The 21,177-nt window shown below is 64.1% G+C and carries 15 protein-coding genes; 11 read left to right on the top strand and 4 right to left on the bottom strand.

Annotation, left to right across the window (positions count from 1 at the left end):
• The first annotated feature begins 59 nt into the window (after positions 1-59).
• From mtrB to secA, 6 genes are all read left to right on the top strand, one after another.
• Positions 60-1,949, top strand: coding sequence for an MtrAB system histidine kinase MtrB (mtrB, locus tag TV39_RS14045; protein ID WP_052500583.1), 1,890 nt, complete (start codon positions 60-62; stop codon positions 1,947-1,949).
• Positions 1,946-3,667, top strand: coding sequence for an LpqB family beta-propeller domain-containing protein (locus tag TV39_RS14040; protein WP_043482639.1), 1,722 nt, complete (start codon positions 1,946-1,948; stop codon positions 3,665-3,667). Before mtrB ends, TV39_RS14040 begins: the two co-directional genes overlap by 4 nt.
• Positions 3,668-3,800: 133 nt before the next feature.
• Positions 3,801-4,721, top strand: a complete 921-nt coding sequence (locus TV39_RS14035; RefSeq protein WP_043482638.1) for a ComF family protein — start codon at positions 3,801-3,803, stop codon at positions 4,719-4,721.
• Positions 4,722-4,898: 177 nt separating this feature from the next.
• Entirely contained in the window at positions 4,899-5,624 is a 726-nt protein-coding gene (hpf, locus tag TV39_RS14030) for a ribosome hibernation-promoting factor, HPF/YfiA family (protein WP_043482637.1), read from the top strand.
• Between the two features lie 49 nt (positions 5,625-5,673).
• Positions 5,674-6,948: a winged helix-turn-helix domain-containing protein gene (locus tag TV39_RS14025; protein WP_043482636.1), complete on the top strand. Its 1,275-nt coding sequence runs from the start codon at positions 5,674-5,676 to the stop codon at positions 6,946-6,948.
• Positions 6,949-6,990: 42 nt separating this feature from the next.
• Positions 6,991-9,729 (top strand): preprotein translocase subunit SecA, encoded by a 2,739-nt coding sequence (gene secA / locus TV39_RS14020; protein WP_043482635.1) that lies wholly within the window; start codon positions 6,991-6,993, stop codon positions 9,727-9,729.
• A 127-nt stretch (positions 9,730-9,856) separates the two neighbouring features.
• On the opposite strand, the gene TV39_RS22580 is transcribed toward secA, so the two are convergent.
• Positions 9,857-10,405, bottom strand: a complete 549-nt coding sequence (locus tag TV39_RS22580; protein ID WP_235347391.1) for an Rv3235 family protein — start codon at positions 10,403-10,405, stop codon at positions 9,857-9,859.
• A gap of 55 nt (positions 10,406-10,460) precedes the next feature.
• The gene (locus TV39_RS14010) at positions 10,461-11,309 is read right to left on the bottom strand and encodes a LysM peptidoglycan-binding domain-containing protein (RefSeq protein ID WP_043482634.1); all 849 of its coding nucleotides are present in this window, start codon (positions 11,307-11,309) and stop codon (positions 10,461-10,463) included.
• Between the two features lie 158 nt (positions 11,310-11,467).
• Between TV39_RS14010 and TV39_RS14005 the strand changes: the two genes are divergently transcribed.
• Positions 11,468-12,046 carry a hypothetical protein gene (locus TV39_RS14005; RefSeq protein WP_043482633.1) on the top strand — a complete coding sequence of 193 codons (579 nt, stop codon included), beginning with the start codon at positions 11,468-11,470 and terminating at the stop codon, positions 12,044-12,046.
• 27 nt (positions 12,047-12,073) lie between these two features.
• Here the strand turns inward: TV39_RS14005 and TV39_RS14000 are convergent, their stop codons facing one another.
• Entirely contained in the window at positions 12,074-12,289 is a 216-nt protein-coding gene (locus TV39_RS14000) for a helix-turn-helix domain-containing protein (RefSeq protein WP_043482632.1), read from the bottom strand.
• A gap of 152 nt (positions 12,290-12,441) precedes the next feature.
• Between TV39_RS14000 and TV39_RS13995 the strand changes: the two genes are divergently transcribed.
• Genes TV39_RS13995 through TV39_RS13980 form a run of 4 tightly spaced genes read left to right on the top strand, consistent with a single transcriptional unit; the run spans position 12,442 to position 20,804 of the window.
• Positions 12,442-13,083 (top strand): SAF domain-containing protein, encoded by a 642-nt coding sequence (locus tag TV39_RS13995; protein WP_144406424.1) that lies wholly within the window; start codon positions 12,442-12,444, stop codon positions 13,081-13,083.
• A complete protein-coding gene (locus TV39_RS13990) occupies positions 13,080-14,390 on the top strand; it encodes an AAA family ATPase (protein ID WP_043482630.1) in 1,311 nt (436 codons plus the stop codon). The genes TV39_RS13995 and TV39_RS13990 overlap by 4 nt, the downstream gene beginning before the upstream one ends.
• A 57-nt stretch (positions 14,391-14,447) precedes the next feature.
• Positions 14,448-19,301 carry an NAD-glutamate dehydrogenase gene (locus tag TV39_RS13985; RefSeq protein ID WP_043482629.1) on the top strand — a complete coding sequence of 1,618 codons (4,854 nt, stop codon included), beginning with the start codon at positions 14,448-14,450 and terminating at the stop codon, positions 19,299-19,301.
• A gap of 33 nt (positions 19,302-19,334) precedes the next feature.
• Complete coding sequence (locus tag TV39_RS13980) at positions 19,335-20,804, top strand: sensor histidine kinase (RefSeq protein WP_043482628.1); 1,470 nt, start codon at positions 19,335-19,337, stop codon at positions 20,802-20,804.
• 89 nt (positions 20,805-20,893) lie between these two features.
• Here the strand turns inward: TV39_RS13980 and TV39_RS13975 are convergent, their stop codons facing one another.
• Entirely contained in the window at positions 20,894-21,142 is a 249-nt protein-coding gene (locus TV39_RS13975) for a WhiB family transcriptional regulator (protein WP_003804966.1), read from the bottom strand.
• Between the last annotated feature and the right edge of the window lie 35 nt (positions 21,143-21,177).

Raw genomic sequence — 21,177 nt, 5'->3', positions numbered from 1 at the left:
CCCGCCCCCACAAAACGGAACACGCCCACGGCCACAGCGCTCCGGAGCATACGGACGCCATGGCCGGCGTGCTTTCGGGCTTGCCGTTCCGAACCCGTATTTGGCTTCGCCGGGCCCGGATCGTGGGGCTTCGGGTTGCGCGGCTTGTCCGGACCGGACTGGTCCGCCTGCTGCCCGGTGTCCGGTTCCTGCTGCGGGCCCTGCACCGTCGCTGGCGCCGGTCCCTGCAGTTCCGCACAGTCCTCACCACCCTGCTGCTCTCGATCGGCTCGTTTGCCGTGGTGGGTGCCTACCTGTCCAACCAGATCGCCAACAACCTCTTCCAGGAACGGCTGACCCAGGCCGAGTCGGAGACGCTTTACAACGTCAAGCAGGTCCAGGACACTTTTGACGGCGCCCAGGTCACCGACCAGTCCAGCGTGATAACGCTGGTGTACGACACCCTGAATGCCGTTGAAGGGCGCGGATCGGTCATCCAGCGGCGATATGTGTTTGAGGCGATGCCGGAACAGACGAAGCCACGCAACCGCTGGGTGGAATCGCGGGCCTCGGACCAGCTCACGGTCAGTGTCATTCCGCCCGAGTTGCGGAAGGCAGTTCAGGAGTCCGGCAAGGACCAGTACTGGGCATCCACGGAGTTCCCGGTGGGTACCGAAGACCGGCCGGGCATCGCCGTCGGCAACAAGGTCACCTTCAACGGGACTGTGTACGAGCTGTACCTCATCTACGACCTGAACACCGCGCAGAAAACCCTGGACGAGATTCAGAATGTCCTGCTCGCCGGCGGGGCGGTACTGGTTCTGATCATCGGTGCCATCGCCTGGTACGTGACCCGGAACGTGGTCAGCCCGGTCAGCCATGCCGCGGTGGTCTCGGAAAAACTGGCGGCAGGGCAGCTGCAGGAGCGGATGGTGGTCAAGGGCGAGGACGAGGTGGCACGGCTGGGCGCATCGTTCAACCACATGGCTGCCAGCCTCCAGGAACAGATCACCCAGCTGGCAACGCTGTCCCAGATGCAGCAGCGCTTTGTCTCCGACGTGTCCCACGAACTCCGCACGCCCCTCACCACGGTGCGGATGGCCGCCGAAGTACTGTACGACGCACGGCATGAATTCGATCCCATCAACAAGCGTTCCGCCGAGCTGCTCTACAACCAGGTGGAGCGCTTCCAGTCCCTCCTGGCCGACCTCCTGGAGATCTCCCGCTTCGACGCCGGCGTGGCCATGCTCGACGCCGAACCCACCGATATCCTGCAGCTCCTGGCGAAGGTCGTCGAAGACGCAGCGCCCGTCGCGGCGGAATACGGTTCGCAGGTCACCATCAATTCCCGGGATGAGAGCATCGTGGTGGAGATGGACGACCGGCGGATCGAGCGGATTCTCCGCAACCTCGTGCTTAACGCGCTGGAACACAGCGAAGGCAAACCGGTCAATATTTCCGTGGCTGCGAACGAGACCGCCGTTGCCGTCGCTGTCCGCGACCACGGCATCGGCATGACGCAGTCCGAGGCGGCACGGGTCTTCGACCGTTTCTGGCGGGCGGACCCCGCCCGGGCACGCACCACGGGCGGCAGCGGGCTGGGCCTGTCCATTGCCGCGGAGGATACGAAGCTCCACAACGGTTGGCTTCAGGCCTGGGGCAGCAAGGGAACAGGGTCAAACTTCAGGCTGACGCTTCCGCTCAGGCAGGGCGAGGCCATCGCCAAATCGCCGCTCCAGCTGGAACCTGCCGACGTCGAATTGCCCGGCGGATCGGGGGAGGGCACCATGCTGCTCCTGGGAAGCACTGCATCGCCGGAGGACGCAGGCGTTGACACGGTCGGCGTCGACACGGGCGCAGGGCCGGCCGGTCCAACAGAGTCAGATCGGCCGGGTCCGGAGGAGCCGGCAGGCCCGTCGGCCGGCTCGCGGGGACTGAAGCCAGCTACCGGCAGGGAAGAATCGAAATGAACGGAACCCGACGACGGTTGGTCAACCTGGCCGTTGCCCTGTTGACAGCTCTGCTCCTGCTGTTGACCTCCTGCGCGCAGATTCCCCGTTCCGGGCCAGTGGGAAAGAGCACGGATGAGAGCGCCGGCAAGCCAAACAACGCGCCCGTCTTCTTTCCGGTGGCGCCGCGCGAAGGCGCCGGACCGGAATCCGTCATAGAAGACTTCTACCTCGCCGGCAGCGGCTACGAGGATGACTATGCCGTTGCGAGGGAATACCTGACCCAGGCCGCCTCCGTTGCCTGGAAACCGGACCAGCGCACTCTGGTGTTCCGTTCCACCAGGGTGGTCCGGACCGGAGTGGAAAACGTCTTCAACTACGAACTTGATGTTGCCTATTCGGTCGATGCGGACGGGATTGCCACACAGTTCCCCGAAGGCACCAAGGAGAACATTCCGGTCACGCTGACCCAGGTGGACGGTGAGTGGCGCATCTCTGCGATCCCTGACGGAATTGCCATCCCGGAGCAGACATTCAAGGTGATTTACGGCGCCTACCCCATCTACTTCTACGACCCCGGCTTCACCTACGCGGTGCCCGACGTCAGATGGTTCAACAAAAAGAAGACGGTCAAAGCTATGACCAGCGCCCTGCTCAGCGGACCAGCCCCGTATCTCAAGGGAGCCGTAGTCAGCGCCTTCCCGTCCGGAATGAAGCTGACGCGGGAGTCCGTTCCGGTGGTCTCCGGGGCAGCCCAGGTGGACCTGTCGGCTAAAGAACTCGTCGAGGCCTCCAGCGAGGACAGGCTGAGGATGCAGACCCAGCTGGCCCTCACCTTCCGTGGCCAGCCTGACGTCGTCAACGTCGAACTCCGGGCAAACCAGGACCTGGTGCGCGTGGAGGATAACGGGTCCGTGCTCCCACCCGTCCGGGACAAGAACGTCCCGGCCCGCCAGATTGCCGTGAATGACGGCCAACTGGTCCGGTACGAGAACAACCGCGTCTCGCCCTTGCCTGATATTCAGTCCGTGGGAGCCCTCGGTCCGGTTTCCCCCGCCGAATCGCCCATATCGCAGTCAGTGGCGTTCCTGAACAGCAGCCGGACCACGTTGTACTCGATCGTGCCGGGCCAGCCAGCGCGGGCACTGACTACCCGCTCCACTCTCACCCACCCGTCGTTCGGGCAGCAGGACTGGGTCTGGACTGCCGGGCCGGGCGCCAATGGGGCGACAGAAGTGCTGGCATACCGCCCATCGGGTGTTGCGGAAGGCGCGGCCATGCCCACCGTAACCCTTGCGCCTGCCTGGCTTGCCGGACGTACCGTCAAAGAGTTCCGGGTGTCGCGCGAGGGGGTGCGGGCACTCGTGATTTCCGAGCAGAACGGGAAGACCCGCGTGCAGGTGACCGGCATCGTCCGCAATGCGGACGGAACCCCCCGTGACCTGACTGCCCCAACAACCCTCCTGACGGACCGGGAACCGGACCAGGGCGTTTGGGTCAGCGACACCACAGTAGCGGTCATGAAAGCATCGGCCACTGACAACGTCACCCCTGAACTGCTTTCCCTGGCAGCATCGCAGCCCCAGCCACTGGCCCCTTGGCCCGGACTCACCGCGATCAGCGCAGGCAACGGACCCGAGGAAATCTTCGGGCAGTCCGCTGACGGTATATTCCAGCGCCTCGGAAACGGCTGGTCGCCCCAGCTGAAGGGACCTGTGGACCCGTCATTCCCGGGCTGAATTTCCGGGCTGACGCCGGTGCCGGCCCTGCGCGAAGCGTGCCCGCCGGGCGGGACATTATCCACATAGGAACCAGACCCACATAGGCGGGGGAGGGCTGGCGCCCGGACACCCCGCACTGAAGGCTTGGTCTGTGACGAGAAGCCCCGACCCCGATCTCCAGCCGTCCGCGCCGGCGTCGGCAAAACACCGGAGCGACTATGCGCAGTGGTGGCCGCGTGCCGCGGACCGGGCAGCGGACTCGGTCCGCGAACTCCTGGCCCTCGCCGCCCCCGTGGAGTGCGTCTGCTGTGGGACGGAAGACTTCACGCTGTGCGGCCCCTGTGAACGGGCGCTGCGCGGGCTCACACGGACTCCGTTTAGGGCCGAGGGACAGGCCCCTGCCCTGATGGATGTGAACGGTTTGGTCATCCTTCCCGTCGTGGCCGCCGGTGTCTATCGCGAGGAGCTCGCGCAGGCTGTGCTGTCGTTCAAGAAATATGGCCAGGGCCACCTCGAGTCGGTGTTGTCCAAAGCGCTGGGAAGAGCCATCAAAAGTGCAGCCGGAACAATGCGGGGATACTGCCTGGTACCCGTTCCCACCACCAACAGCGCATTCAGGAAGCGCGGATTCAGCCCCGTGCACCTCATGCTGCGGAATCTGGACCGCGGCGGGAGCCTCGGTGCGGGGGGTCCTGCCGACGCACTGCGCAAGGGTAGAGGATTCGGACAGAAGCCATGGGCTGACGGTGACCTGTCCGAGCGGCTCCAGTCGCTGGTTCCGGCCCACGCGATGGCCGGAGGCCAAAAAGGACTGGGACGAGGCGCCCGCGCCAAGCGCGTCCGGGGGTCCATGCGGGCCAGGCCGGCGCTCCTCGCCCCGGACATCCGTGGACGCCCATGCATCATCGTGGACGACGTGCTGACCACCGGAGCCACGCTGGCGGAAGCAGCACGTGCGGTCCACCAGGCGGGAGGCGTCGTAGTGGGTGCCGTTGTACTCGCAGCGACACGCCCGCCCGACGTCGGAGATCCACCAACCGTTCCCGGCGCCACAGCAGCGATGGGCGGCTGACTTTGAAAAAAATAAACGAAGAAAAGGTGAATAACGGGTAGCGATGAACTAACGTCGGTTGTGGGTACCAAGATCAGTTGTACCTGTCGATAGCGGCTCGGAAAGGGGCTCGACTGTCAGTCAGATCGGCCCCGGGAAGTGTCGCCGTCGTGTCACCGAAGTCATTTGGAGGGCACCATGGAGTTCATGATCAGCGGACGGAATTTGACGGTTTCAGACCGCTTCCGCGAATACGCCGACGAGAAGATCTCAAAGATCGCATCGCTGGGAGACAAGGTCCAACGGGTGGACGCGAAGGTCTCCAAGGAGACCAAGGCCCGCCAGACCGCAGACTTGCTCACGGTTGAGCTGACTGTCTTGGGCCGGGGCCCCGTCATCCGTGCGGAGGCCAGCGCCGCCGACAAGTTCGCCGCGTTCGATCTCGCCTACAACAAGCTTCTTGAGCGCCTGCGCCGGGCGAAGGACCGCAAGAAGGTCCACCACGGACGGCACACCCCCAAGTCCGTCACCGAAGCGACCGCCAGCCTTGAGCCGGCAAGCGCCACTGAGCCTCTGTACGTGGAGGCGAGCAGCCACCAGGAGCCCCAGGCCGCACCGGTCGAAAAGTCGCCGTACGACGTCGACAACGACATCCCTGCAGGGGATTCGCCGGTCCTGATCCGCCGCAAGGTGTTCCCGGCGGCATCCCTCACGCTCGACGACGCCGTCGACAACATGGAGCTTGTGGGGCACGACTTCTACCTGTTCGTTGATAAGGAAACGAAAGCACCGTCCGTGGTGTACCGCCGCGACGGGTGGACCTATGGCGTCATCAGCCTGGACCAGACATGCGAACCGGGTGAAGCAGCCGTGGAAGAGAAGATCCTTGCCTACCGCTCGGAGGACGAGCCCGCGCGCGCCTGAGCCGCGCGTCCCCCTAAGCTGGTGTTGACCAGCCAACGGAAGGACTGACATGGGCGCATCGCTGAGCCTTAACCAGGCACGGCGGATCGCGCTGGCAGCCCAGGGACTGGACAAGGGACGGCCCGCCGGACCCGTGACTGCACGGGCGGTGGGCCGGACCTTTGACCGGCTCCACCTGGTCCAGATTGATTCCGTAAATGTCGTGGCCCGCAGCCACTATCTGCCTTTCTTTTCCCGGCTCGGAAACTACGACCGCGGCATTCTCCACCGGATGGCTTCCTCGCATCCGCGCAGGATGACGGAGTACTGGGCACACGAAGCCAGTTTCATCCGGCCGGACCACTTCCCGGACCTGCTGCTGTGGCAGAACCGCAAATGGGTGGGGGCCTCAGGCATGGATCCGGAACTCCGCACCGGAGTGGCCGCGAAAGTCCTCGAAGAACTCGCAAAGGGAAAACCCCTGACCGCCGCGGAACTTACCGCCCGGCTGGGCCATGTGGAGGACCGGCAGCGGGACCAATGGGGCTGGAACTGGAATACGGTCAAAAGGGTCCTGGAACATCTGTTTGAGGAAGGCCTGGTTTCCGCGGCCTCGCGGACCGAACAGTTTGAACGGCGCTACGCGCTGACCGCCAGGGTTTATTCCGGGTTCGACGGCGGAGGAGGCGCTGAGGCTGATCCTGCGGCTGCGATGGAACGGCTCATCGATGCCGCGGCCAGGGCCCACGGCATCGGCACCGTCCGCTGCTTCGCGGACTACTTCCGAACGCCCCTGAAGGCGGCCGCCATCGCGGTGCAGCACCTGGTGGAGGACGGCACGCTCGAGCCCGTATCCGTCCGGGGCTGGGACAGGGCGGTCTACCGGCATGTTGACGCCAGGCTCCCTCGCACGGCGACCGGGCGGGCGCTTCTGAGCCCCTTCGACTCGCTCGTGTTTGAGCGCCGGCGCCTGGAGGAGCTGTTCGGATTCCACTACAGGATTGAGATCTACACCCCTGAGGCGAAACGCCGTTTCGGATACTACGTGCTTCCGTTCCTGTTGCGGGACGGCATCGTGGCGAGGGTCGACCTCAAGGCTGACAGGGCGTCCGGGCTGCTCCTCGCGAGGGCGGCGCACGCCGAGCCGGACGCCCCGGCGGACACCGCCGTCGAACTTGCTGCGGAACTGCACCTCATGGCCGACTGGCTGGGGCTTGACCGTGTGGTTGTGCTGCCCTCCGGGGACCTTGCGCCCGCTCTTGCCGCGGCCGTAGCTGCTGGCGAAGCGGGCTATCCGCTCTTAGGGAACAGGCGTAACGTGCCGTGCGTGTCTCCCGTAGACTGAACAGGCCAGAATTCGGCAGCTTGAGACTGGGAGCAACTTCACGTGGCATCACTTATCGAAAAACTTCTCCGTACGGGTGACAAAAAGACCCTGAGGCAGTTGAGGAACTATGCCGATTCCATCAATGCCCTGGAGAGCTCTTTCAAGACCTTCACGGACGCCGAACTGCGTGAAGAAACCGACCGGCTACGGGAACGCCACCAGGACGGCGAGAAGCTGGATGACCTCCTGCCGGAGGCCTTCGCTGCCGTCCGCGAAGCCTCCTCCCGCACCTTGGGAATGCGCCACTTCGACGTTCAGTTGATGGGTGGCGCTGCCCTGCACCTGGGCAATATCGCTGAAATGAAGACCGGTGAAGGAAAGACCCTCGTTGCCACCGCTCCGGCTTACCTCAATGCGCTCGCCGGCAAGGGCGTGCACGTCGTCACCGTGAACGACTACCTGGCCGAATACCAGTCCGACCTCATGGGGCGTGTCTACCGCTTCCTGGGACTGAGCAGCGGCTGCATCCTGTCCAACCAGGACCCCGCCGTTCGCCGTGAGCAGTACGCCGCGGACATCACCTATGGTACGAACAACGAATTCGGCTTCGACTACCTGCGGGACAACATGGCCTGGGACCAGACGGAACTCGTCCAGCGCGGCCACCACTTCGCCATCGTTGACGAAGTGGACTCGATCCTCATCGATGAGGCCCGTACCCCGCTTATCATTTCCGGTCCGGCCCAAGGGGACACCAACCGCTGGTACAGCGAGTTCGCGAAGGTGGTCCTGCGGCTGCAGCCCGAGCAGGATTACGAAGTCGACGAAAAGAAGCGCACGGTCGGTGTCCTGGAGGCCGGCATCGAGAAGGTCGAGGACTACCTTGGCATCCACAATCTTTACGAGTCCGCCAACACGCCGCTGATCGGGTTCCTTAACAACGCCATCAAGGCCAAGGAACTCTTCAAGCGGGACAAGGACTACGTCATCCTCGACGGCGAAGTGCTGATCGTCGACGAGCACACCGGCCGTATCCTTGCCGGCCGCCGCTATAACGAAGGCATGCACCAGGCGATCGAGGCCAAGGAAGGCGTCGAGATCAAGGCGGAGAACCAGACCCTCGCCACGGTCACGCTGCAGAACTACTTCCGCATGTACGACAAGCTTTCCGGCATGACCGGTACCGCCGAGACCGAGGCTGCCGAGTTCATGAGCACCTACAAGCTCGGCGTGGTGGCCATCCCCACCAACCGGGACATGCAGCGCATTGACCAGCCCGACCTCGTCTACAAAAACGAGGCGGTCAAGTTCGATGCCGTCGTTAGGGACATCGCCGAGCGGCACGAAAAGGGCCAGCCGGTGCTGGTGGGTACCACCAGCGTGGAGAAGAGCGAATACCTCTCCCGGCTGCTGGCCAAGGAAGGCATCCGGCACGAGGTCCTGAACGCGAAGAACCACGCCCGTGAAGCGGCCATCGTCGCGCAGGCCGGCCGTAAGGGTGCCGTGACGGTTGCGACCAACATGGCCGGCCGCGGTACGGACATCATGCTCGGCGGAAACGCTGAATTCACCGCGGTCGCTGAATTGGCAGCCAAAGGCCTGGATCCGGAAGAAAACTCGGAAGAATACGAGGCCGCCTGGCCTGCGGCGTTCGAGGCGGCCAAGCAGGCGGTCAAAGACGAACACGAGGAAGTCCTGGACCTGGGCGGACTCTACGTCCTCGGCACTGAACGCCACGAGTCCCGCCGCATCGACAACCAGCTCCGCGGACGTTCAGGACGCCAGGGCGACCCGGGCGAGTCGCGGTTCTACCTTTCCTTGACGGATGACCTGATGCGCTTGTTCAATTCGGGCGCAGCGGAACGGCTGATGAACAGTTCCGTTCCTGACGACGTTGCCCTGGAGTCGAAGCTGGTTTCGCGGGCCATCGCATCTGCCCAGGGCCAGGTCGAGGGCCGCAACGCGGAACAGCGCAAGAACGTCCTGAAGTACGACGACGTCCTCAACCGCCAGCGTGAAGCCATCTACGGGGACCGCCGCCGGATCCTCGAAGGCGATGACCTGCACGAGAAAGTGCAGTTCTTCCTTGAAGACACCATCACCGCGCTCATCGACGCAGCAACGGCCGAAGGCACCGGGGACGACTGGGACTTCAACCAGCTCTGGACCAACCTCAAGACGCTGTACCCGGTCAGCGTGACTTCCCACGACGTCATCGACGAGGCCGGCGGCAAGTCCCGCATCACGGTGGACTTCCTGAAGGAGGAGATTCTTTCCGACGCGCGCCTGGTCTACCAGGCCAGGGAAGAGGCCATCGGCTCAGAGAGCATGCGCGAACTGGAGCGCCGGGTGGTGCTTTCCGTGATCGGCCGGAAGTGGCAGGAGCATCTCTACGAGATGGACTACCTGAAGGAAGGCATCGGCCTCCGCGCCATGGCACAGCGCGACCCGCTCGTGGAATACCAGCGCGAGGGGTTCATCATGTTCCAGGCCATGATGGAGGCCATTAGGGAGGAGAGCGTCGGCTTCCTGTTCAACCTGGAGGTCGAGGTCACTCCTGCCGAAGACGTCGTCGTGGCCGACGGTGCCGGTGAGCACACGGAGCACCACGAGCCGCAAATCCACGCTGCCGGACTGGAAGCGCCGGAGAAGCCGGCCCAGCTGCAGTACACCGCGCCGGGCGAAGACGGCGCCAGCCAGACCCGTGTTGAAGGCAGGTCGTCGGGGCGCTCCGGAAACCCGGCCAAGGCTGCCCAGGACGGCGCACGCAAGCCGGCGGCCAAAAAGAAGAAGCGTTAGGGATTGAGGGCTGGTCGAACAGCAGCGGGTTGAATACGGGTGAAGACCGGAACTGTTGTTCCGGTCTTCACCCGTATTCAACCGTGTTTGGATGCTTGAACCGTGAGTTGGCGTTCATGACGATCAGTCAACCGATCTCCAGTGCCGTGATGCGCCACACCTGGTTGCTGCGCTCAAGCCTCACAGCGACTGCGCGGACCCTCAGTTCATCCACGACCACGGCACTTGCCTCGTAGATCCCGGCAGCGACTTCGCAGGCGCGGACCGAGCGGACTACTGGGTTGCGGTGCAGGCGACCTGCTGTGGGGGAGGGACCGGCAGCAAGCCGACGGGTCAGCGCCGCGCGGTGCTGCAATGAGGCCAGGCACCGTTGGTCAAGCCTTCGAGAGAGTTGCTGGACAGGCCGTGTTCCTGCCAGCACTTCGATGGCGGCTTGAACCGTCCCGCGGGTAATCGCGCAGACTTCCCTGTTCTCGCCCGCAATCCGCAGGGAACGCCCGTTATCGCCGGCTCCGGCCGGATTTGTTGGCCGCGGCCCTGGCGGTGCGTCGGCCGGACGATGACCCGCGGACATCTCGTCCGTTGCCGGAACTGCTGCCAGCCGGCGGGCGGGCGGAATACCGGGTGCGGAACGTTCCGATGCCGGTGATGTAGGTGCCAGGTGCAGTGCGCTCATGTCGTTCCTCTGATTGATGGCGAATAGTTGATGGTGGCCTGTGGCGGATTCAGGGTCAGGATGGAGGCCTGAGGACCTGGCCCGGGAGAAGTGCATCGGGGCGGTCTCCTATAACCGCCCTGTTGGCCTCATACCATCGGGGCCATTCCATGGCGATATCGAGATCGGACGCGCGGCCGCCGCCCAGGTGCCTGGCCGCAATACTCCAGAGCGAGTCTCCGGCAACCACTGTGACGTGCCCGTCGTCGACAACCGGCTGTGGACGGCTCCCGGGTTGGGCCGCCAGCGGCCCCGGGCTCACGAGGGGCGCATTCGGCTTCCACCGTGGATCCGCCTTCTCGCCGGATGTGGAGATCGCCGGCAACACGGACACCAGGGCGGCGCGGCCCGCCACGGCGTCGGGTGACGACGTGGTTGGTGCCCACCCGGCGGATGGCGAAGAACTCGGGCTGAGGTCCCGGGCATGCTGTTCCGTGGGGGCCCAAACAGCTGCAGCTGCGGGCGTGGTTGGACTCCACTGAGGGGCGGCGGGATCCGTAGCGGCCTGGGCGAAAGGTGCGCCCAGTAGGTGCAGTCCCACTGCGGCGAGAGCGAGTCTGCGCATGAAGGCGGGGCTGAACTTTCCCGTGATTTCTGCGGCTCGGCCGTTCCCGGTGCGCTCGAGGGCGGCAGACGCAAACGCTATAACCATCGACAGGACCCACCAGGTGACCACGATGAGTCCGGCGGTGTTGACGACAAATCCGAGCAGGTCTTCGAAGCCAAGTGACTGGGCCTTCGCGGATGACCGCTGCCAGCGTTCCATCAGTGAGGCGCCGGTGGCCGCCAGAAAGAATCCCAGGAGCAGAATCGCCGCCGCCAGGGATGCGTCCGAGCCAAGCATCCTGCCCCGTGAAACCGCCATGTGCCCGCTCCTTAGTCGTTTGATGCTTTTTGATGTTGTTTGATGCAACTGAACCTAGTTTGAACTTGCTCTTCAAGTTTTGTCCAGTCATTTGTTTTTTGGTCGCCCGGTGAGGCGCGTGAATTGACCGCTGGCCTGCCCCGGCCTAGATTTGCGGCATGCGTTGGGATGCCTTGTTTGGAGACATGGAGGCGCAGCTGGCCTCGGTTGACCGCCTGGACCTTGAATCGGAAATCTCCGAACGGTCGCGGGCGGAGGTTGCGGGCGTCGAGCTGGCCGACAGATTGCGCGGATCCATGGGGCTTAGGGTGGCGGTCCACTTGGTATCCGGCGCCGTGTTCGAGGGAACACTGGGCCACGTGGGTGGAGAGAGCCTGCTCCTCAACGACCATCATCATCAGGTGCTGGTTCCATTTGCGGCGGTTTCCCGCTATCACGGCCTGGGGAGGCTGGCAGTGTCGGAGCCGTCGTCGGTCAGGCGCAAATTGGGACTCGCCAGCGCCCTTCGTGCGCTGGCGCGCGACAGGGCTGATCTTGCGGTGGTCCTCGTCGGTGGCACGCAGGAAGCTGCGGTGCTGAGCGGCGTCATCGACCGCGTGGGGCGGGATTACTTGGATCTGGCCTTAACCCGGCCCGGAGAAGCCCGCCGCGCGGCCAACGTCAGCCAGATTGCGTCGGTACCTTTTTCCTCGCTTGGTGCGTTACGGTCCGTCCGCGGCACGGAAGGTCATCAGTAGGACGGCGCGCCCTCGGCCGCCCCTGGTTCAGACGGACTTGGCTTTGGCTTCCTGGATCATGCGGTCTGCCTCCGCATAGCGCTCTTCGATGTACTGTTCCAGCATCTTCTCTTCCACGCGCCACTGTCCGCGTCCGCCCACTTGGATGGCCTTGAGTTCGCCGCTTCGCACGAGTGCATAGGCTGCCGGGGAATTGATCTGCAGCTGTTCCGCTACGTCTGCGAGGGTGAGGAATCGGGGCATGCCACTATTTTGCCACCAATGACGTCGAATGATGCGGTTATCCACAGTTTGGCACTGTTTGGACTTGTGACTTTCGATCCTGCCGTTTTGCCGTAACAATGAGGGAGTCCGGCGCAGAACCAGCCCGGTCGGCACCGAGGGGGGAGCGGTACGTGAGTTCAAGTACGACGACGGCAGTCAGGCTGAAGAAGCCGTCCTGGAAGGATCCGCGGCTCCTGCTCGGATTCCTGCTGGTGATGGCGTCCGTGGCGGGCGTTGTGTCGCTGGTCGGTGCTGCCGACCGGACCACCGAGGTGTACGCGGCAAGAGGGTCGATCGCCGTGGGGGAGAAGCTCACGCCTGAGAACGTCAACCGGGTGAAAGTCAGGCTCGGCGACGTCGAAGCCCACTACGTCACCGCCGAGGCCGGACTGCCAGAAGGCATGGTTGCGGTACAGCGGATTGGCCCGGACCAGCTGGTGCCACGGGAGAGCCTCGGCCGGCCCGATGCGTTGAACCGCAAGCCGGTCGCCATCACCATTGACGAGGCGCTGCCGGAACAAGTGGCGGCCGGTTCGCGGGTGGACGCCTGGGTGGCCTTGCCTGATGCCCGTAACGGGTTCAACGAGCCGAAATTGTTGCTGCCCGGGGCCGAAGTCGCTGAGGTCACTCCCGGATCGACCACCTTGGGGTCGTCCCGGTCCACCGTGGTCATGGTCCTCGTTACCGACGAGCAGATGCCCAGTCTGCTGGGAGCGCAGGCGAACAAGGCCAAGATATCGGTGGTCTGGAACCCGGGCGGTGAAACCCCGTGAGTATTCCGGTGGTCACGGTCGGGCAATCACGCGAGGACCTTGTCGGAGGCCTGGAACGCCTCCATGGACCAGTCACTGTGGTGCGGAGATGCTCGGAACTGGCGGAACTGCTGGCCGCCTGCCAAAGCGGACTCGCACGGGCGGCCGTCGTCGCGGAGGGGAGTGACGAACTGACGGCTTCGCTTGTCGACCGGCTCACCGCCGTCGGCGTCGTGATTGTTGCGTTGACGGACAGCGCCACAGAAACGGCGAGGCTGACCGCGATCGGCGTCACGGCTGCGCCGGCGGGGGTGGACTCTGCAGCGCTGGCAGGCAGGATCTCGGGTGCGGTTGCCCAGTGGGCCCTTCCCGGGTCGGTTCAGGCTGGTGACAGCGGCTTCGCCGACACCGGTGCAGCCATTCGAACCTTGCCGGGCGAGGGAGATGACCTTCCGGCCGAGCCGTCCGGCGCCGGCCAGGTCCTCGCCGTCTGGGGTCCTGCCGGGTCACCGGGCCGGACACTGGTGGCAGTCAACATGGCAGGTGAATTGGCCGCAGCAGGCAACTCGGTGCTCCTGATCGACGCTGACAGCTACGGAGCGAGCGTTGCGGGACTGCTGGGACTGCTCGACGAATCTGCCGGGTTGGCCCAGGCCTGCCGGTTGGCCGACCTGGGGCAGCTGGATGCCGACGCCTTGCTAAAGATCGCCACGTCCGTCGCCCTCAAACCAGGCACGCTTCAGGTCTTGACAGGGATCACACGCGCAGACCGCTGGACCGAGTTGCGCGCATCTGCCCTTGGTGCAGTCTTTGAGAAAGCCCGTGAGGTGGCGGACTACATTGTCGTTGACACTGGCTTCTGCCTCGAGGCAGACGAGGAACTCAGTTTTGACACCATGGCACCGCGAAGGAATGCCGCTACCCTCCGAAGCCTTGAACTCGCGGACACTGTTTATGCTGTGGGATCGGCCGATTCCATCGGCGTGCCACGGCTGGTTCGCGGCCTTTCCGAGCTCGAAGCGGCGGTTCCGCAGGCATCACCAAGGGTGATCCTGAATAAAGTCCGCGCCTCGGCCGTCGGACGCTTCCCCGAGCGCCAGCTCCGGGAGGCGTGGGAGAGGTACGGGCCGGCGGAAGGCATTGCCTCGTTCCTTCCCTCAGACAACGCAGCGTGCGACGCGGCACTGTTGTCCGGAAGCCTCTTGCTCGAGGCCGCACCCGAGTCCGGGCTGCGTTATGCGATAGCCGAAACGGTTTGTGCACCTGTCCAGCAAAAGCGCCGATCCTCTGTCTTTTCTTCCACAGCGAAGCGTCACCTAAAGGGCTAGGCTCGCCATAAGGGTTGCAAAGAGGCAACTATGAACTTGTGATGGAGGCGTTTGTCGATGTCGTCTGGGTCCAGCGTGGAGGATCAGTCCGTTTTGCTCGGAGCCCGTGAAGGGTACTTCGGAGACTACTACGAGCACCTTGCGGAGGAGGATTCCCGGGCGTACTCACCGGACGTCCTGGCTGCCCGCGCCGAAACCCACCGGGAAGTGGCTGCTGTCCGTGTGCCGGGCACCGCCAACGTGCGGATCGTGGACGAAGCCGACTGCAGCGTGGTGTACATCGTCACGGACGATATGCCGTTCCTGGTGGACTCCGTCAACGCCGAGCTCGTGCGCCAGAACTCGGCCATCCACCTCGTCCTTCACCCGCTGTTTGTGGTTACGCGCAACCGCGAAACCGCGCGACTGACAAAAGTGGACAGGGTCCCGTCCAGTATTGGTATCTCCAGCGGCGACACGGCAGCGATGCCAAGCCTGTCACACCTGATTGCCCAGGGCGACAACGCCTCGCACATGGAGTCGTGGATCGCCGTCGAAATCGGTCCTGCCAGCGAGGAAGCGCATGGACGGCTCATCGAAGGCATCGAACGAGTCCTTGGGGACGTCCGGTCCGCTGTGGAGGACTGGCCCAAGATGCGCAACAAGGCGCTCCAGATCGCCCAGGACCTGGACAAGGTGGCCAACCCATCGCAGATCGAGGAACTGCGCCAGGCCCAGGACCTCCTCCGGTGGCTCGACGACGGGAACTTCACCTTCCTTGGCTACCGCGAATACGACCTCGTCAATGAGTCCGGCGAGGACGTGCTGGAACTGCGCGAGGAAAGCGGCCTCGGGCTGCTGCGCAGCGGCGCCGACGGACACCACGTCCAGCACCTCACCGTTGCGGGCCGCAGGAAGGCCCGTGAAAAGCGCGCCTTGGTCATCACCAAAGCCAATTCCCGCTCCACGGTGCACCGCCCCGCGTACCTCGACTACATCGGAGTCAAGAGCTTTGACGCCGCCGGAAACGTCAACGGCGAGCAGCGGTTCATCGGTCTTTTCGCCACCAGCGCCTACGCCGGCTCGGTCAGGAACATTCCGATTGTCCGCGAGAAGGTTGAAGCCGTCCTGCGCAGCGCCGGATTCCCGCCGCACTCGCACTCCGGCAAAGACCTGCTGGGTATTCTCGAAACCTACCCCCGCGATGAGCTGTTCCAGATCGAGGTATCGGACCTTGCCGCGACGGCAACCGGGATCCAGCGGCTGCAGGAACGGCGGCGCACGCGGCTGTTCCTGAGGCCTGATATCTACGGCCGCTTCATGTCCGCACTCGTCTATCTGCCCCGTGACCGGTACACCACCAACGTGCGCCTCCGCATTGAGCAGGAGCTCCGCGAGACGTTCCATGCCGTCTCCATTGACTACGAAGCCAGGATGACCGAGTCTGCGTTGGCCAGGCTGTTCTTCCGTATCCGGTTGCCCAAGGATGCCGATGTCAGCGACGTCAATGTCGAAGAGCTTGAGAAGAGGCTGGTCCGGGCAGCGCGCTCGTGGAGCGAAGGCATTACCGAGGTGCTGCGTGCCAGCGCCACCGATGACGACAATAAAGGGCTTGCCTCGGCCTGGGCCGAGGCCTTCCCGGCCACCTACCGCGTGGACTACGAGGTTGAGGACGCCCTGACGGACATCGCGCGGTTCGAGAAGTACGGGTCGGCTGCCGAGCTGGCCGAAAAGGGCACGCAGGAGCGGCCCGGGGTGCACGTGTACCTGCCGGAGGGTGCCGGAGCCACGTTGGAAGAGGACGCGCGCGTCAAGCTTTACATGCTTGAGCCGAAGAGCCTTAGCCAGATTCTGCCGTACTTCCATAACCTTGGCCTTGAAGTGCTCGATGAACGGCCCTTCGAGATCGAGACCGCGGACAAGCGGGACTTCTTCCTGTACGACCTGGGCCTTAAGTACCCCGCTGGCGTGGCTCCCCTCGGGACCGGCCAGTTGTTGGCGGAAGCTTTCGGCGCCGCCGTTTCCGGTGACGTCGAGTCGGACAGCTTTGACCGGCTGGTCCTGCGCGAGGGCATGCACTGGCGCCAGATTGTGGTCCTCCGTGCCTACGCGAAATACATGCGCCAGATGGGCAATACGAACTCGTTCGGATTCATTGCCGACACGCTGCTGGCCAATCCCGACGTGACCCGCTCACTGAGTGCACTCTTCGCGGCGCGCTTTGACCCCGCCATCGGTGACGATGTCCGGGCGGCGCGCCAGGTAACCGTACGCGCGGAGCTGGCGGCCGCTATTGAGCAGGTCGCCACGTTGGACGCAGACCGTGTGCTCCGGACGTTTGCGAACCTCATTGAGGCCACACTCCGCACCAACTTCTACCAGCAGAAGCCGTACCTGAGCTTCAAACTGAATCCCGCCGCGATCGACGGGCTGGCCTTCCCGCGCCCGATGTTTGAAATCTGGGTGTACTCGCCCAGGGTGGAAGGCGTGCACCTGCGTTTCGGCAAGGTGGCCCGTGGCGGGCTCCGCTGGTCCGACCGGCGCGAGGACTTCCGCACCGAAATCCTTGGCCTTGTGAAAGCTCAGACCGTCAAGAATGCCGTCATTGTGCCCACCGGCGCCAAGGGCGGATTCTTCGCCAAGCAGCTCCCGGACCCTGCGGTCGACCGGACGGCGTGGATGGCGGAGGGCGTGGAGAGCTACAAGACCTTCATCCGCGGTCTGCTGGACCTTACGGACAACCTGATCACCACTCCGGACGGCGAAGCTGTGGTTCCGCCGGCCGACGTCGTCCGCCACGACGACAACGACAACTACCTCGTTGTCGCTGCAGACAAGGGAACGGCAACGTTCTCGGACATCGCCAACGGGCTCTCGGCAGAGTACGGCTTCTGGCTGGGGGATGCCTTCGCCTCCGGCGGCTCCGTGGGCTACGACCACAAAGCCATGGGGATCACGGCCCGCGGCGCGTGGGAATCGGTCAAGCGCCACTTCAGCGAACTGGACCTGGACACGCAGTCTGAGCCGTTTACGGTGGTGGGCGTCGGCGATATGTCCGGCGATGTGTTTGGCAACGGGATGCTGCTTTCGCAACACATCCGGCTGCTGGCAGCATTCGACCACCGCCACATCTTCCTGGATCCGAATCCCGATGAGGCGTCATCCTACGCAGAACGGCGGCGGCTCTTCGACCTGCCCCGGTCCTCCTGGGACGATTACGACAAATCCCTCATCAGCGAAGGAGGTGGCATCTTCGGACGGCAGGCAAAGTCCATTCCTGTCTCCGACCAGGTGCGGGTCGCCCTCGGGCTGCCTGACGGCACCACCGAACTGAGCCCGCCGGAACTCCTTCGCGCCATTCTCCTGGCGCCCGCGGACCTGCTCTACAACGGCGGTATCGGAACATACGTCAAGGCAAGCACCGAAACGCATGCCGAGGTGGGGGACAAGGCGAACGACGCCATCCGCGTTGACGGCCGGGACCTCCGCGTCAAAGTGGTGGGCGAAGGCGGAAACCTGGGCATGACCCAGCGCGGACGTATTGAGGCAGCACTTCAGGGCGTCATCCTGAACACCGACGCCATCGACAACTCGGCCGGCGTCGACTGCTCGGACCACGAAGTTAACATCAAGATCTTTGTTGACCGGATGGTCGCCGCGGGCAAGCTGGAGGCCGCAGAGCGGGCGGACTTCCTGGCATCCATGACGGATGAAGTAGGGCGGCTCGTCCTGGAAGACAACATCGACCAGAACATCCTGCTCCTCAACGACCGCATCCGTGTTGCGGAGTGGAGCCCCAGCTACGAGCGCCTCATGGACTGGCTGGAGAAATCCGCCGACCTCAAGCGCGATCTTGAAGCGCTGCCCACAACGGCGACGCTTCGGGAACGCCTGGAACAGGGGCAGGGGCTGACCTCGCCCGAGCTGTCGGTTCTGGCGGCTTACGCGAAGATCGAACTCGCCACTGCCCTGCGTGAGAGCGATCTCGCTGACGACCCGTGGTTCAGGCAGACTCTGCGTTCGTACTTTCCCAAGCAGCTTCGGGAAAGGTTCGACGCCGAGCTCGACACCCATCCGCTGCGGCGGGAGATCATCGCCACGGTGGTGGCGAACGACATGATCAACCTCGGCGGCATTACGTTCGCGTTCCGCACCATTGAAGAGACCTCGGCCAACGAAGCAGCCGTGGCCAAGGCATTCGTCGCCCTCCGCGAAATTTACGAGCTGGACGTCATGGTGGGAGAGCTCAACGAACTGCCGGCGTCCTTCCCGACCGAACACTGGAGCACCGTACACCTGGATATTCGCCGGCTCCTTGACCGCGCGGTCAGGTGGGTCCTGGGCCAGGGGAGCGCCTCCCGGCCGATTTCGGAAATCGTGGACGAATTCAAGCCGCTGATGGATCCGATGCGTGCCCGTCTCCTCGATTACCTGCGTGGTGAGGACCGTGCGCGCGTGGCCGCCTGGCTGGAAAAGGCCCGCAGCTGGGAACTTCCGGAGGATCTTGCACACCGCTGGGCCGAACTGTTCGAAAGCTTCGTGCTGCTCGACATCGCCAAGATCGCCCATGTCAGCCCGGAGCCGGTGGAAAGCATCGCGCACGTGTACTACACGGTATTCGACCGCTTCCATGTGGACTCGCTGCTGGAACGGATCACCAAACTTCCGAGGCGTGACCGCTGGCAGGCACTTGCCCGTGCTGCCTTGCGTGATGACCTGTACTCCACGATTTCGGACATTACGACGTCGGTCCTTGAGTCGACGTCGGCCGGAGTCCCCGCGGAGGACCGGGTACTGGACTGGGAAGGTCTGAATGCCGAGCAGCTGAACCGTGCCAGGAGCATGTTTGACGAGGTCAACTCACTCGAAGCGGACGATATGGCGTCACTGTCGGTAGCATTGAGGCTCTTGAGGTCAATCGTCCGACGCTAGGGACCCGTTCCAAGCGTCGAATATGGAGGTGTAGTGGCAATCTTTACGGACCCCATCAGGGAACACGCTGATTTTGGGCCGGGGGATGCCGAGTGGCTGCACCTCCTGGTGGGCGACTGGCAGATGGTCGCCGACCTCGCCTTCGCCGACCTCGCATTGTGGTTTCCGCATCCTGAGTTCGGTTACGTGGCGCTGGCCCACGTCCGCCCCTCCACCACGCATACGGTGTTCCACGCCGACTTCGTGGGGGAGGGGATCAGGTCGGATCTGCAGCCGCTGGTTGATAAGGCCTGGAGCAGCCGGACCATCGAGCGTTCCAGTGAAACCAACTGGAGCAGTGATATGGCCCTCCGGGTTGAAGCCGTTCCCATGGTGAGAAACGGCCGGACGCTGGCTATCGTGACCACACACATGGACCTGTCCAGTTCGCGGATGCCGTCCCGGCTCGAACTGACCTACCGGCAGTGCGCCTACGACCTGCTGCGCATGGGAACCCTCGGCCTGTGGCCCGACTTCGCTTCGCCCACCGGATCCCGCCGCGGCGCGCCGCGGGTGGGAGACGGTCTGATCCGGCTCGACGCAGACGGAATTGTGCAGTACGCCAGCCCCAACGGCGTCTCCGCATTCCGGCGGCTAGGCGACGGTGAATCCCTTGAGGGGAGGTCGCTGGCAGAAGTCACTGCGGGGCTGTTGAGGGACCGTCGCATGGTGGACGAAACCCTGCCGCTCGTCGTGACCGGGCGGATGCCTTGGCGCAGCGAAATTGAATCCCGGGGAGTCAGCCTGTCACTGCGGGCTATCCCGTTGCGCGATGAGCAACAGCGGTTTGGGGCCCTGGTGCTCTGCCGTGACGTCTCTGAGCTACGGCGCCGGGAAATGGAACTTGTGACCAAGGACGCCACCATCCGCGAGATCCACCACCGTGTGAAAAACAACCTGCAGACGGTTGCTGCCCTGTTGCGGATGCAGTCACGCCGGATGGTCAGCGATGAAGCCAAGCAGGGCCTTGAGCAGGCCATGCGACGAGTTGCAACCATTGCCCTTGTCCACGAGACGCTGTCCCAGGGACTGACGCAGAGCGTCGACTTCGATGAGCTGATTGGGCGGCAGTTCCGTCTTTCCGCTGAAGTCGCTTCACCCTCGCAGCAGGTCAAGACTGCCAGGTCCGGCCTGTTCGGTGAGCTGCCCAGCGATTTCGCCACCCCGCTGGCTCTGGTGATCAACGAGCTGGTGACGAACGCCGTGGAACATGGCCTGGAGGGTAGGACGGGAACTGTCTGGCTGCTGGCTGACCGCTCAGAGGGCGAGGACGGAGACGAGCTCCTGACCGTCACGGTGGCCGATGACGGCGTCGGACTGCCCGACACGCCCCACGTCGAAGGCCTGGGACTGCAGATCGTCCGCACCCTCGTCACGAGCGAGCTCGGCGGAAGTATCCAGTGGAAACCGCGTGAGGGTGGCGGCACTGCCGTGCAGATCATCCTGAACCTGCAAAAGCGCTGAGCTACAGGATCCCTTGAAAGGGAAAGCAGCCGCGGACTGTGAAGTCCGCGGCTGCTTCCTTGTGGCCCGAAGGGCCCAGATTCATCCGGTCAGGAGGCCCGACGGGCGCGGGCAGCGCGGCGCTTGAGGGCCCGGCGCTCGTCTTCGCTCATTCCGCCCCAAACGCCGGCGTCCTGTCCCGATTCGAGGGCCCACTGAAGGCAGGTGTCCACCACGGGGCAGCGGCGGCACACACTTTTGGCTTCCTCGATCTGCAGGAGAGCGGGCCCGGTGTTTCCTACTGGGAAGAAAAGCTCCGGGTCCTTGTCGAGGCACGCTGCGCGGTTACGCCAATCCATGCTGATCAGTCACTCCATTCCTGGGAACTCGTTGG

This window comes from Arthrobacter sp. SPG23 (assembly GCF_000876655.1).
Classification (GTDB): Bacteria; Actinomycetota; Actinomycetes; order Actinomycetales; family Micrococcaceae; genus Arthrobacter.
The sequence above is the reverse complement of the archived record's forward strand: the minus strand, read 5'-3'. Positions and strand labels throughout refer to the sequence as shown.

Coding starts and splice junctions, on each gene's coding strand:
- TV39_RS14040 (WP_043482639.1), top strand. CDS start 1,946: ATGAACGGAACCCGACGACGGTTGGTCAACCTGGCCGTTGCCCTGTTG.
- TV39_RS13975 (WP_003804966.1), bottom strand. CDS start 21,142: ATGGATTGGCGTAACCGCGCAGCGTGCCTCGACAAGGACCCGGAGCTT.
- TV39_RS14000 (WP_043482632.1), bottom strand. CDS start 12,289: ATGCCCCGATTCCTCACCCTCGCAGACGTAGCGGAACAGCTGCAGATC.
- TV39_RS13985 (WP_043482629.1), top strand. CDS start 14,448: ATGTCGTCTGGGTCCAGCGTGGAGGATCAGTCCGTTTTGCTCGGAGCC.
- TV39_RS22580 (WP_235347391.1), bottom strand. CDS start 10,405: ATGAGCGCACTGCACCTGGCACCTACATCACCGGCATCGGAACGTTCC.
- TV39_RS14010 (WP_043482634.1), bottom strand. CDS start 11,309: ATGGCGGTTTCACGGGGCAGGATGCTTGGCTCGGACGCATCCCTGGCG.
- hpf (WP_043482637.1), top strand. CDS start 4,899: ATGGAGTTCATGATCAGCGGACGGAATTTGACGGTTTCAGACCGCTTC.
- TV39_RS14025 (WP_043482636.1), top strand. CDS start 5,674: ATGGGCGCATCGCTGAGCCTTAACCAGGCACGGCGGATCGCGCTGGCA.
- mtrB (WP_052500583.1), top strand. CDS start 60: ATGGCCGGCGTGCTTTCGGGCTTGCCGTTCCGAACCCGTATTTGGCTT.
- TV39_RS14005 (WP_043482633.1), top strand. CDS start 11,468: ATGCGTTGGGATGCCTTGTTTGGAGACATGGAGGCGCAGCTGGCCTCG.